Source organism: Marinobacterium zhoushanense, from assembly GCF_014641945.1.
In the GTDB taxonomy this organism is placed as follows: Bacteria; Pseudomonadota; Gammaproteobacteria; order Pseudomonadales; family Balneatricaceae; genus Marinobacterium_D; species Marinobacterium_D zhoushanense.
The window spans coordinates 57,344-70,175 of record NZ_BMIJ01000005.1 but is presented as its reverse complement, the minus strand read 5'-3'; the positions used below and the strand labels follow the sequence as shown (position 1 = coordinate 70,175).

Annotated in this window: 12 protein-coding genes; 7 read left to right on the top strand and 5 right to left on the bottom strand. The window is 60.9% G+C overall.

Features of this window, described 5'->3' with window-relative positions:
- Nucleotides 1–45: 45 nt before the first annotated feature.
- The 6 genes from IEX40_RS12605 to IEX40_RS12580 all read left to right on the top strand — a co-directional run bounded on the left by IEX40_RS12605 (nt 46) and on the right by IEX40_RS12580 (nt 6,093).
- Nucleotides 46–972, top strand: a complete 927-nt coding sequence (locus IEX40_RS12605; protein ID WP_188748801.1) for a LysR family transcriptional regulator — start codon at nt 46–48, stop codon at nt 970–972.
- 43 nt (nt 973–1,015) lie between these two features.
- The gene (locus tag IEX40_RS12600) at nt 1,016–1,771 is read left to right on the top strand and encodes a hypothetical protein (protein ID WP_229680746.1); all 756 of its coding nucleotides are present in this window, start codon (nt 1,016–1,018) and stop codon (nt 1,769–1,771) included.
- 69 nt (nt 1,772–1,840) lie between these two features.
- The gene (locus tag IEX40_RS12595; RefSeq protein ID WP_188748799.1) at nt 1,841–3,070 is read left to right on the top strand and encodes a cystathionine gamma-synthase family protein; all 1,230 of its coding nucleotides are present in this window, start codon (nt 1,841–1,843) and stop codon (nt 3,068–3,070) included.
- 104 nt (nt 3,071–3,174) lie between these two features.
- On the top strand, nt 3,175–4,284 hold the full coding sequence (locus IEX40_RS12590; protein WP_188748796.1) for an aminotransferase-like domain-containing protein: 1,110 nt from the start codon (nt 3,175–3,177) through the stop codon (nt 4,282–4,284).
- Nucleotides 4,285–4,407: 123 nt separating this feature from the next.
- Nucleotides 4,408–5,634: an adenylate/guanylate cyclase domain-containing protein gene (locus IEX40_RS12585; protein ID WP_188748795.1), complete on the top strand. Its 1,227-nt coding sequence runs from the start codon at nt 4,408–4,410 to the stop codon at nt 5,632–5,634.
- Between the two features lie 126 nt (nt 5,635–5,760).
- Nucleotides 5,761–6,093 (top strand): hypothetical protein, encoded by a 333-nt coding sequence (locus IEX40_RS12580; RefSeq protein WP_188748793.1) that lies wholly within the window; start codon nt 5,761–5,763, stop codon nt 6,091–6,093.
- Nucleotides 6,094–6,102: 9 nt separating this feature from the next.
- On the opposite strand, the gene IEX40_RS12575 is transcribed toward IEX40_RS12580, so the two are convergent.
- From IEX40_RS12575 to gcvA, 3 genes are read right to left on the bottom strand one after another with little or no spacing between them, the layout of a single operon-like run.
- Complete coding sequence (locus tag IEX40_RS12575) at nt 6,103–6,555, bottom strand: nuclear transport factor 2 family protein (protein WP_188748790.1); 453 nt, start codon at nt 6,553–6,555, stop codon at nt 6,103–6,105.
- On the bottom strand, nt 6,552–7,271 hold the full coding sequence (locus IEX40_RS12570; RefSeq protein ID WP_188748788.1) for an alpha/beta fold hydrolase: 720 nt from the start codon (nt 7,269–7,271) through the stop codon (nt 6,552–6,554). The genes IEX40_RS12575 and IEX40_RS12570 overlap by 4 nt, the downstream gene beginning before the upstream one ends.
- 8 nt (nt 7,272–7,279) lie before the next feature.
- Complete coding sequence (gene gcvA, locus IEX40_RS12565) at nt 7,280–8,197, bottom strand: transcriptional regulator GcvA (RefSeq protein ID WP_188749383.1); 918 nt, start codon at nt 8,195–8,197, stop codon at nt 7,280–7,282.
- A gap of 131 nt (nt 8,198–8,328) precedes the next feature.
- On the opposite strand from gcvA, the gene IEX40_RS12560 reads away from it, so the two are divergent.
- Complete coding sequence (locus IEX40_RS12560; protein ID WP_188748786.1) at nt 8,329–8,514, top strand: RSP_7527 family protein; 186 nt, start codon at nt 8,329–8,331, stop codon at nt 8,512–8,514.
- A gap of 110 nt (nt 8,515–8,624) precedes the next feature.
- On the opposite strand, the gene IEX40_RS12555 is transcribed toward IEX40_RS12560, so the two are convergent.
- Both IEX40_RS12555 and IEX40_RS12550 read right to left on the bottom strand, forming a co-directional pair.
- Nucleotides 8,625–11,771, bottom strand: coding sequence for an efflux RND transporter permease subunit (locus IEX40_RS12555; protein ID WP_188748784.1), 3,147 nt, complete (start codon nt 11,769–11,771; stop codon nt 8,625–8,627).
- Nucleotides 11,761–12,825 (bottom strand): efflux RND transporter periplasmic adaptor subunit, encoded by a 1,065-nt coding sequence (locus IEX40_RS12550; protein ID WP_188748782.1) that lies wholly within the window; start codon nt 12,823–12,825, stop codon nt 11,761–11,763. The genes IEX40_RS12555 and IEX40_RS12550 overlap by 11 nt, the downstream gene beginning before the upstream one ends.
- Nucleotides 12,826–12,832 lie beyond the last annotated feature (7 nt).

Sequence of the window (12,832 nt, the reverse complement as noted above, 5' to 3'; positions counted from 1 at the left end):
TTAACTATGCTATAAATAGATAAATATCTATATCGAGTTTGATCTATGGGCCGATTGCATGCGCGGGTGGGGACAATCAGGCAGCTTGAGATACTGCTGGCGGTCTATCGGACCGGGTCGATCACCAAGGCGTCCAAGTTGCTTCACCTCACCCAGCCCACCGTCTCCGTTCAGCTGAAAAAGCTCGCCGACGATGTGGGCGTGCCGCTCTATGAGCAGATCGGCCGCCGGTTGAGATTCACCGAAGCGGGGCTCGAACTGATCAAAAGCTCGCGGGAGATAATGGACAGCTTCGATCGTCTGGAGATGAAGCTGGCCGATCTGCAGGGACTGAAGGCGGGCACCCTGCGCCTGGCGGTGGTCACCACATCGAAGTACCTGATCCCCCACTTTCTGGGCGAGTTCGTGAAGGCCCATCCCGCCATCGATATCGTATTGAAAGTCGCAAACCGGCAGAAGATCATCGAACAGTTGGAAACGGCGGAGTATGACTTCTACGTGTTCAGTCACCCGCCGGAAAATTTCGAGCTGGATATGGTGCTGCTCTCCACCAATCCACTGGTGCCGATCGCCGCCGACTCGCATCCGCTGACCCGGGAAAAGCAGATACCCTTCGAGCTGTTCGCCCAGCAGCCGTTTCTGATTCGCGAGATGGGCTCGGGAACCCGTCACGCCATCGACCGGCACCTGAAAGCGAAAGGGCTGGAGTTGAATGTCCGCATGACCATTGAGAGTAACGAAGCGATCAAGCACTGCGTGATGTCTGGGCTTGGCGTGTCGATCCTGTCTCGTCATACGCTGTCGCTGGGTGGCAGCGAGGGGTTACGGGAGCTGGATGTAGAGCATCTGCCGATCCCCTCACAATGGTATCTGGCGCGCCTGTCGGCCAAAGAGATGTCGGTGGTCGCCAGTACCTTCCTCGATTATGTGCAAGCGCAAGGGGATCAACTGGCCAATCTGCTCGCGCCCTAAGTTAGAATACTCTGCGATACGTCATAACCGGTAGAGGTTCACCTTGAAGTGCCCCAAATGCGGCTATGTGAGACAGCAGCAGGATAACCACGTCATCGAGGGTGTCTGTCCTCAATGCAGTATCGCCTACAGTAAATGGAAGCCGGATACGGCACCTGTGGACAAGTCGGCTGAACCGGTCGAGCCGGGTCGGTTCACCCTGGAGCCGGTGGTACCGTTTACCGCACGTATCGTCAGCCGGCTGCTGGAGGTACCCGAGCAGGTGGATTCGCTGACCTTCTGGGGCCGGGTCGGGCTGTATATCGCCTTCTTTATCTGGGGCTGGTCGTTCATACTCGGCGGTATCGACTGGATCTCCATCGGCGGCTCCTTTCTGCACAACGCGAACCTGCCCTTCCATGAGTTCGGCCATGTCCTGTTCAGCCCCTTCGGGCGCTACATGGGGATTCTGGGCGGCAGCCTGTTCCAGGTACTGATGCCGCTGGGACTGATGCTGGCGTTTATACTTCAGCGGCGCGATACCTTTGCCGCCTCGATCATGCTCTGGTGGTGCGGACAGAATTTCATCGATGTCTCGCCCTATATCGCCGATGCGCCCTACCGCGCGATTCCACTGATTCGCGGCATGAGCGAGGATTATCACGACTGGGGTAACCTGCTCTCGATGGGCGGCACATTGGATCGGGCGGCAACCTATGCCAGTCTATGGTTCGGCACCGGGGTTGTACTGTTGCTGCTGAGCTTCGGCTGGGGCGGTTACCTGCTCTATCGCCAGCATCGTAATCTGGGCGGTTTTTGACCGTTGTTTCTGGGCGTTCGCTTATTGACGTTGTACTTCTTGTACGTAGTGACTGGGGTTATTTTTTAGATGAACGATAAAGGCTTTACCACGCAGATCGTCCACGGCGATCGTGAATCACTGATAGAACACGGCTCGGTGCACAAGCCGGTGCACAACGTCGTGCTCTACGGCTACAAGACGGCGGAAGAGCTGGCCGCGGTGTTCCAGAACAAGCAGCCCGGATATTCCTACGGCCGTCAGAACAACCCCACGACCACCGCCCTGCAGACCAAGATCAGCGCGCTGGAAGCGGGTATCGACAGCATCTGCTTTGCCACCGGGATGGCGGCGATCAGCGCGACCTGCCTGACGCTGCTGAAAGCCGGCGATCACCTGATCTCCAGCCAGTTCCTGTTCGGCAACACCAACAGTTTTTTCCAGACCCTGACCCAGTTCGGCATCGAGGTCAGCTTCGTCGATGCCACCGACGTCGCCAACGTGAAGGCGGCGGTGCAGCCCAATACCCGCATGGTGTTTGTCGAGACCATCGCCAACCCCTGCACCCAGGTGGCGGACCTGAAGGCGATCGGCGAGTTCTGCCAACAGCAGCAGCTGGTCTATGTGGTGGATAACACCATGAGCTCTCCGGCTCTGTTCCGGCCGAAGGCGGTCGGCGCCAGTCTCAGCATCAACTCACTGAGCAAGATCATCGCCGGTCACGGCGAGGTGCTTGGCGGTTCAATTACCGACCTGGGCCAGTACGACTGGAGCCAGTACCCCAATATCAACGAGTCCTACCGTAAGGGTGACCCACAGAAGTGGGGGCTGCAGCAGATCCGCAAGAAGGGGCTACGCGATATGGGTGCCACGCTGGCACCGGACTCCGCCCACCGCATTGCCATCGGCGCCGAGACCCTGGCCCTGCGCGTGGAGAAGGCGTGCAGCAACGCCCAGGCGCTGGCCGACTACTTCGCCCAGCACAAGGCGATCAAGCAGGTGTACTACCCGGGCCTGGCCGGACATCCACAGCATCAGCGCGCACAGGAGCTGTTCTGCGGTTTCGGCTCGCTGATGAGTATCGACCTGGTCGATGACGACGCCTGCTTCGAGGTGCTGAACAAGCTGCAGTCGGTGGTGCTGTCCAGCCACCTGGGTGATAACCGCACTCTGGCGATTCCGGTCGCCCACACCATCTTTTACGAGATGGGACCGGAGCGCCGTGCGTCGATGGGGATCTCCGAGGGCACCATCCGCATCTCCGTCGGTATCGAGGATCAGGCGGACCTGCTCGCCGATTTTGAGCGGGCACTGGGCTGATCCCGCCAGCCTGCGCCCGGTATCGCCGTGCCGGGCGCTGTTGCACAGACAGCCGGAACAGACAACCGGTTGCACCGCCACCGAGTTATTGCCAGTCTGAATAGATGGCTATACAGATTCCGAAACCCGACGGCATCATCGATCTGGGGGTTGGCCAGCCCGACCTCGATCTGCTGCCGGTCACACTGTTCCGCTCCATGACGCTGCGCCGGGAGAATCTCGCCTATGGTGAGGAGGCCGGTGACCACCGCTTCCGGCAAACCCTGGCGACCTGGCTGAGTGGCGAGTATGAGCATCCTGTCGATGCCGAACGGCTGATGGTGACCACCGGCAACTCCAATGCACTGGATCTGATCTGCAGCCGGCTGGCCCGTGCCGGCGACACAGTGCTGGTTGAAGATCCCAGCTACTTCATTGCGCTGAAGCTGTTCGGTGAGCATGGCCTCAAGCCGATGGCGCTTCCCATGGATGATCATGGCATCCGGCTGGATGCATTGGAGGCGGCGCTGCAACGGCACAAGCCGGCCTTTATCTACACTATCCCCAGCTACCACAACCCCACCGGTATTACCCAGCCCCTGGAGCGGCGCGAGCAGCTGGTCGCACTGGCCAGGCATTACCGCTGCCCGCTGGTAGCGGATGAGGTCTACCAGTGCCTCTACTTCGGCCAGAAGCCGCCTCCCCCCCTAGCCTGTTATGACCCGAAGGCACCGGTGCTGTCGCTCGGCACTTTTTCCAAGATTCTCGCCCCGGGCCTGCGACTGGGTTGGATCCAAGGCTCCGGAGACATAATGCCCTCGCTGCTGGGCTCGGCCCTGTTCAAGAGTGGTGGCGGACTGGCACCGGTAAGCTCGGCACTGGTTGAGCCGTTGATCGCCAACGGCGAACTCCAGCGCTATCTAGTCGGATTGCGTCAGCAATATCGGTCTCGGCTCGAACGGTTATACCAGGGCTTGCACAGCGACTTTGGAGAGCGATTACAGATCGCCAAGCCTGAAGGCGGCTACTTCCTCTGGGTAACCTTTACCGATGGCACCGAGCCGATGCGCAGACTGGCGGTGGCGAAACAGCAAGGGGTCAGCTATTTCGGCGGCCCACTGTTCTCCGCGAACAAAGGCTTCGCTAACAGCATGCGGCTTTGTTTTGCCTGGTATGCGGAGCAGGAACTAACCATCGCCTGCAAGCGGCTGGCCCGACTGTTCGCCCGACAGTAGCAATACCGATTGCAGTTGTTCATCATGCCCAGGCGTAGCGCCATATTTGCGTTTTGTGGCGCGGTGACTCAACCTTTCAATCAGCAATAGTACTCCCGCACAGCAGAGCCTGAGGAAACACAGATGGTGAACAGTTCAGTGGTTACGGATCGCTACGATCAGCTTCTGGACTGGCTGCACCGTGGTGCATTGGGCGACTGGGACGTACCAACTCTGATGTCGGAGCTGATCGGACATCTGCAGGCATTCGGAATGGGTCTGCACAGAGTTCACTTTGGTCTGCCGATGCTTCATCCCCTCTATGTGGTGAGCGCTTACACCTGGCAGGCGGGTGAAGGCGTGGTTATCGACAACTATCCGCGCGGCATTACCGAGCACTCGTTCTGGCTGAAAAGTCCCGTTCGCCCCTTCTACGAGAGCGGCGCCATCGAGGGGCGGATCAAGATCCTGCCGGGGTCGGAGTCCGATCACTACCCGATGTTGAAAACCGCGGGTGACAACGGTGCCACGGATTACTATATCCAACTTACCAACTTTAATGACCGCAGCGTCTCACCCGACGGCCAGGAGGGAATCGTCGTCAGTTGGATGTCTTCCAAAGCCGACGGCTTTAGCGATGATGATTTGGCGCTGCTGCGCAAGCTGCACCTGCCACTGTGCGCACAGTTAAAAAATCTGACTCATCGACGCCTGGTCGACGATATCCTGCAGGCCTATCTGGGGGACTATTCCGGCAAGCGGGTACATGCCGGCCAGATCCAGAGGGGGGATGGCGAACTCATCGATGCAGTGATCTACTTTTGTGACCTGCGCCAATCATCGAAACTGGCCGAACTCTATGATCCAGCAGGCTTTTTGGATGTGCTTAACCAGTACTTCGAACTGACCGCCGGTACCATCGCCGATTTCGGGGGCGAAGTGCTGCGCTTTATCGGTGACGCCTCACTGGCGATATTCCCTATCGAACGCTTTGGTGATCGGGCATCTGCATGCCGCGCGGCGTTGGCTGCCGCACTGGAGACCGTGCAGCGGAGCGAGAAGCTCAATAGCCGTCGATCCGAGAGCGGTGAACCGGCGATCGAGTTCGGCATCGGCCTGCACCCCGGTTCTGTACTGTACGGCAATATCGGTACCCCGACCCGCCTCGAGTTTACCGTTATCGGCTCCGCGGCCAACGAGGCGGCACGGATTGAGAGCCAGTGTCGGGAGCTTGACCAACCGATCCTGGTCTCCAGAGAGTTCGCCGACAACCTGGATGTCGAATGGCAGTCGCAGGGACAGTTCAGTCTGCGCAATATCGGCAGGCCGATTGAGATACTCTCACCTCCGCATCAGCCGATACTGCACTGAATACTCGCGTGCCAACCGTTCAACCCTCGGTTGTTGTGCCACTCTATGGGTGATAAAACCGCAGCCAAGGCTGAGGATTTTCATTACTGTGTTCAGCGCAACTCACTAACACGAAGCGAATTCAACATGGACAACGTTATTCCCTTCCCGATCAAGGACAAGCACGGCCTGCGCTATGTGCTCGATCTGATCCGCAACAGTTATCTGAAGACCGGCATGGATCCACAACTTGCCGACGAGGCGGTAGCGGAGCTGGAGCCACTGCTGGAACCGCTGATCGGCGGTTACGAATCGGTACTGGAGCTGCCGGACGACCTGAGGCTAAGCGAGGAGCAACTGGAGACGGTGGTTCAGGCTCATGGCAAGGCGGTACAGGGCATCTTCGACCATTATGCGCCGCGGATGAATCTGGCCATCGCCACCATCGCCAGCCTGATGCGCAAACGCTACACGGACTAACACACAGCGTTAGTTTGCTAGCTGCATGACGAACCGTGCCCGGCGCTCGGCGATCAGCCAGCTCCCCTGCTCCAGTACACAGATATCCTCGAACTCACCGATCATCACCGGGGACTGAACCTGCGGCAACGCGGAAACCTCTTCGCGGCTGTCAGCAAGCGCGGAGAACACCTGTGCATAACTGTGCACCCGTGCACGTTTGGCTGTATCGATATCGACCCGCTGATTACTGCATAGGTGTCGGCTGATACGCTCGCCGGGGCGTTGTGCATAGGCGTCAAAGATCGCCTGCCGCCCGACCAGCGGGTGCCCGCCGGCAGTGGGTCGATATAGCCGGGCCTGCTCGGTGAATAGCGCAGTCAATCCGGCATAATCCTGTTGATCGACCCTGAACAGGCTCTCCAGCACCAGGCGTTTACAGGCGCTTTCGATCAACAACGCCAGTTGGGGGCCGACGCTCATGAGTCCAGCCACTCCCGCAGTGCCGCCGTCACCGCCCTGGGTCTCTCCATGGTACTCATATGCCCGGCGTCCTCGATCACGCTCAGCACACTACCGGGCGCCAGCGCGGCCATCGCTTCGTGGCGTTCTAGCGGACTCCAGCTATCCTGGCGTCCGACCAGCAGCAGCGTTGGACAGTGCAGGGATTTCAGTATCGCCGTGGCGTCCGGCCGATCGAGCAGCGCGCGGATCTGCGCCTGGAACAGCTCCGGTGTCTTGCGCGCTATCATTGCCAGAATCGACTCCATCAGGTCTCGGTCGCGCAGTCGGTCCGGGTGCACCATCCCCTGCGCCCAGACGGTGCCCATGGCACGCATCCCCTCGCGTTGTGCCTGCTCGAGCAGTGCCAGTCGCTTCTGCCGTTCCGGTGCACCGGCCGCGCCTTGCGGACGCGCTTCGTACCCGGTATCGAGCAGTGCTAAATGGCTGACCCGCTGCGGTGCCCGACGGTACACCTCCAGCGCCACACGTCCGCCCATGGAGTGCCCCGCCAGGGCAAAGCGCTCCGGTGCCTGTTGTAACACGATATCGGCCATCGCACTGATCGAATCGGCCGTGCCGAAATCGACGACGCGGCAGTCCAGATCGTGAAGATCGGTTAGCTGTTCCTGCCACACCGCCTCATCGCAGAGCAGTCCGGGCAGCAGCATTAACGTAGGTGTAAGTGACTGTGTCATTGAGGTTCTTATTCCTGTTTGCCGCCGGCATGTGCGGCGATATCCATCTGCATCTCCTCGATGATCCAGTCGCGAAACGCGCCCATGCCGTAGGTCAGCGCCCGGTTCTTCTTGTACACCAGGTAGAAGGCGTTCTGCGTATCGAAAGCCAGGTCGAACGGGGCGGCCAGCTTGCCGGATTCTATTTCGCGCTCAACCAGTACCCGGTCCGCCAGCGCGATGCCGATCCCCTCTGTGGCCGCGGACACCGCCAGCGAGGTGCTGGAAAAGGACATGGTGCGGGTGGCGTCTGAGAGACTGACGCCGATCTCGCGCAGGGCACGGTTCCACTCATGGCGTCGACCGGTGATGTAGATCAACGTGTGTTTGACGACGTCTTGGGGTGTTTGCAACGCCTTCGGCCCCTCCAGGAAAGACGGGGCGCACACCGGGGTCTGCACGATATTTCGCAGCAGGTGCTCCTCGACCCCTTCCCAATTGCCACGGCCGTAGTACACGGCCATATCGGTATCGGAGTGTTCGAAATCGATGTAGCCCATGGTGGAGCTGAAACGCAGCTCCACATCGGGATAACGCTCCTGGAAACGGGTGATGCGTGGTACCAGCCAGCGGGTCAGGAAGAAGGGCGCGACGCTGATATTGACCGCCGAGGTATTGGTGGAGGTCATCATGCGCCGGGTGGCGCTCTCCAGCTCGTCCAGCGCCATCTGTACCGAGCCCAGATAACGCTCACCGGAGCTGGTCAGATAGACCTGCCGCTTTTCGCGCCGGAACAGTTTCAAGCCCAAGAATTCCTCAAGCGACTTCAACTGGTGGCTGACCGCCGAGGGGGTCACGCAGAGCTCTTCCGCAGCCTTGTTGAAGCTTCCGTGGCGGGCCGCTGCCTCAAACACTCGCAGGGCGTTAAGGGGAGGTAGACGTCTAATGGAGAGCTCCTTTTCGCTTGTTTAGTTTTTCTCAACTATAGACTGAAAAAGCGTCGTTTGCCCAGATAAAACTACAACCTTAGTATTAGCAGTGTAGATTGATGCTGAAAAAACACTCAGGAGTACACACCATGGACAATTTTGAAGTGAAATACGACGAATTCAACCGCGTTGACGTTGACTACTACATCGAGCGGGCCCGTGTCGAACGCGCTGCTTATATCGCCAGCCTGTTCCGCAAAGCTTTTTTCAAGAAATCCGAAAAGGGCAGCAAAGCACGCGTTGCATACAACCTGCAGCAGTCACCGGCAGTCTAAGCCTGTGACTGCGGTTCGGTAATGTCTCACCGACCGCCCGCGTTATCCCGCCTTCGGCAGATCCCTGCCAACCAGAAAAGATCGGCGACAACTCCATAACAACGCTGGGTTTACCCAGACGCCTTTTCTGCCCCCGCGGTATACAGACCAGACGGTTGATCCGCCCGCGCTAGCAACGAGTAGTTGACCGGTACCAGCAGCAGTACCACCAGCATCGAAAAACTGAGTCCGCAGACAATACTCACGGCCAACGGTCGCAGCATCTCGGCGCCCTCACCGAAACCTATCGCCAGCGGCATCATCCCCACCACCGTGGTCAGCGTGGTCATCAGGATCGGCCGCAGCCTTAACCGTGCCGCCTCGGCTATCGCGTCGTGACAGCTCAAGCCTCGATCACGCGACAGCTCGATATACTCCACCAGCACGATGGCGTTGTTGACCACGATACCGGCAAGCATGATCAAACCGAGCCAGACCGGCATCGACAGAGGCATGCCCAACAGATTGATCCCAAGCGCAACACCTATCACCCCAAACGGCACGCTGGTCATGATCACCAGTGGATTACGCAGCGACTCATACTGCACCGCCATCACCACGAACACCAGGAACAGCGCCAGCGCCAACAGGATGCGGCTGGTCTGCTGCCCCTGCTGCAGCGTCTGCAGACCGCCACTGTCATATAGGGTATAACCGGGCGGCAGCTCCAGGCCCGCCGTAGCCTTGGCGATATGCTGATAGACACCGCCGAGGGTCGCATCCTCGGTCAACGTGGCACTGATCTCGACGATCCGCATCTGCCGGTCGCGCCTGATCTCCGCCGGGGTACGGGTCAGCTGCAGCTCGGCCACGCTGCCGAGATACACCGGCGGACGCCCCGCGCTGCCGGGAAACAGCAGGATCGATTCCAGATCCTGGGGCGTGGACGCCTCCTCCCGGGGCAGGCGCAGGCGCACATCGTAGCTGCTGTCGCCGTCGATAAAATCGGTAATAACCCGCCCCTCGAGGGCGATCGCCATCGCGTCGCTCAGGTCCTCAACCTCGAACCCCAGTGCCGCGGCGCGGTCACGGTCGATGCGGATATCCAGCTCCTGCTGCGACTCCTCGCTGGACCAGGTCAGGTTACGCAACCCCGGCACCCCGGCCAGGCGATCGACCACCTGCCGCGCCAGCTGATCCAGGCGCTCCAGATCCTGGCCGCTGATCCGGAGACTGACATCGTCATCCCCGCCGCTGGTGCGCAGGCCGCGGATGCCGCGCAGGCGCATACGCACCTGAAAGCCGGCGAAATTCAGCTCCCGTATCTCCCGGTTCATCCGCCCGATCCATTGATCGGAGCTGACCACGCGCTGATTCAGCGGCACCAGCTGTACCTGAATCCGGGCGCTGTTGCTGCGCTCGCTCGTCGAACTGCCGAATACGGAGCCACCGCTGGTGGTGAAGATGGAACGGGTTTCCGGCTGCTGGCGGATCAGCTCTTCGATCCGCACCACCCGGCGGTCCAGTTCACTTAACCGGGTACCGGGATCGGCGGTGATCGATACGTAGATCTCGCCGCTATCCATCGCCGGCAGGAACGCCTGCTTACCACTGATAAAGGTCGGCAGTGCCAGCCCCAGCATCAGCAGGAACATCAGCAGGGTCAGCAGGCGCACGCGCAGGATAAGGCGCACCAGCCGCGAGTAGTACTCCCCGAGCGAAGCCATCAGGCCGTCGATCAGCCGCCGCACCCGGCCCTCCCTCACGGTGTGCACCCGCGCGGCCAGCGCCGGCACCAGGGTCAACGCAATCACCATTGAGGCCAGAATCGCTGCCGAGATGGTGAAGATCAGCTCACGAAACAGCAGGCCGATCAGGCCGCCGATAAACAGGAACGGCAGCACCGCGGCCAGATTGGTAGTGGTCGAGGCGATGATCGCCGAGTTGACCTCGGCCGCCGCCACCGCCGCATCACGCCCACGGTGCTCACCCTGGCGCTGGTGACGGTAGATGTTCTCCAGCATGACGATGGTGTTATCGACCAGCATACCGACGCCGAGTGCCAACCCCCCGAGGGTCATGATGTTCAGTGTCAGGTTGCCAAGGCCCATCAACACGAAGGTGACCATCACCGCAATGGGGATGGCGCTGCCGATGATCAGGGTGCGGCGCAGGTTGCCGAGGAACAGGTAGACCACCGCCATCGACAGCAGGGCGCCACTGATGACCGCCAGCGTCGAGTTGTGCAGCGCCTGGCGCACGAACACCGACTGATCGGACACCGGGACGATCTCGATATCCTTGGGTAACAGGTTATTGCGCGCCAGCCAGTCAAGCTGGCCCTGCACCGCATCGGCCACCGTCACGGTGTTGGCGGTGGGCTGCTTCTGAATCGACAGCTTGACCGCCGACACGCCGTCGGCACGGACCCGGAGCCGCTCCTCCTGGTGGGTATCGAGCACCTGCGCCACCTCGCCAAGGGCCAGGGTGCTGCCATCCTGCAGCCGCAGCGGCAGCTGCGCCAGCGCCTCTACCGATTCGAAGCGGCCACTGATCTGGCCCGCCAGCTCCTGCTGGCTCATGCGCAGCCGACCGGCCGGATCCTGTCGGTTACCCCGCTCGATGGCATCGATGATGTCCTGCATCTCCAGCCCCAGACCGGCCAGGCGCTGCTGATCGGGCAACACCTGGATCTCGCGGACCAGGCCGCCGCCAATTTCCGCGGCTGCCACGCCGGGCAGGTTGATGAACCACTTGGCAAAGCTGTCCTCGCTCCAGCTGCGCAGCTCCACCGGGTCGCGCAGTGGCGAGCTGATGGCGAACTCCATCACCGGTATCTGTGACGGATCTAGCTTGTAGATAACCGGATTGTCCACACTGTCTGGCAGCCGTCGTCGCGCCCGGTCCAGCCGCGTACTGGCATCGCGCAACGCGATATCGATATCCTTGCCATAAGGGAAGGCCAGATCCACGGAGCTGCGCCCCTGCTGGGTCTCCGACTGCACCGTGACCGCATCCTCGGTGATCGCCAGCTGCTCCTCGAGCACCTTGGTCACCTGGTCCTCCATCACCCGCGCCGGTACACCGGAATCGGTGATGCGGACCCGGATCTCGGGATAGATCAGGTGCGGCAGCAGATCCACCGACAGTCGCCCCAGCGCGAACAGACCAAGCACGATCACCGCCAGCGCGATCATCGTCACCCCGACCGGATGGCGAATCGACCAACCGGCCAGGCCTCCGCCATGTCTCAGCGGTTCCTGCCGCTCATCGTTCATTGCCGCTACTCTCCGGGCCCATTGCCAGACTCACGACCTCTACCTTCTGTCCCGGCACCAGGCCGAGGAAACCACGTGTGACCACACGCTCACCCGGTGCTATGCCATCCAGGATCTCGATACGGTCGGCCAGTCGACTGCCGGTTACCACCTCGCGCCGTACCACCTCCCCGGCCTCGTTGACGATGTAAAGGAAGCTCGCGTTATCGAAGCGCAGCGCACTGAACGGCACCAGCAGACGCTCGCGGGCGGTGGTCTGCAGCTGCACGCGCACGAACTGACCCGCCCGGGCGCCCTCGGGTACCGGGTCGAGGCGAATCTCCAAGGTGCCGCGACGGGTCACCGGATCGACCTGGGGGTAGATCCGGCTAACCACCGCGGGCTGGGGCTCGAAACCCAGGGCGTCGATCATCACATCTACCGGGTCACCCAGTTTCAGCTGCGCCAGGATCAGCTCGGACAGGCTCACGTCGACTACCAGAACCTGAGGGTCGGCCAGCGTCAGCAGGTGGTCGTAGCGTTCAGCCACATTGCCCGGCTCGCTCATGCGTGCGGTGATGACACCGGCGAATGGCGCCTTGATCTCAGTATAGGAGAGCCGGGTTTCCAGCAGCTCGAGATCGGCACTGGTCACCTCCGCCTCGGTCTCCCGCCGCAGCAGCTCCTCGCGCGATACCAGCCGGTTGGCCGCCAGCTCACGCAGCCGGGCCAGATTCTGCTGCGCCTCGCGCAGGCTGGCGCGGGCGCGGTTGTACTCGGAGCGCAGCAGTCGATCATCGAGCTTGACCAGCAGTTGTCCCGCCTCGACCCGATCGCCGGGATACCAGGGCAGCTCGGTGATCTGCCCCGCCTCCTGCGTGTGTATCTCCACCTCGCGCAAGTGGCGCAGCGTACCACTGCGTTTGCGCTCCAGCGCTACCCGCGCCGGCTGCACCTGAACCACCTCGACCAGATGTGCCCTGGGGCCACCTGGCCTGCCGCCGCCTGGTGGCGCATCCTGGCCACAGCCAAGCAACACGCCGGTCAATAAACAGAGCACAACGCTGCGCTTCATACTGCTG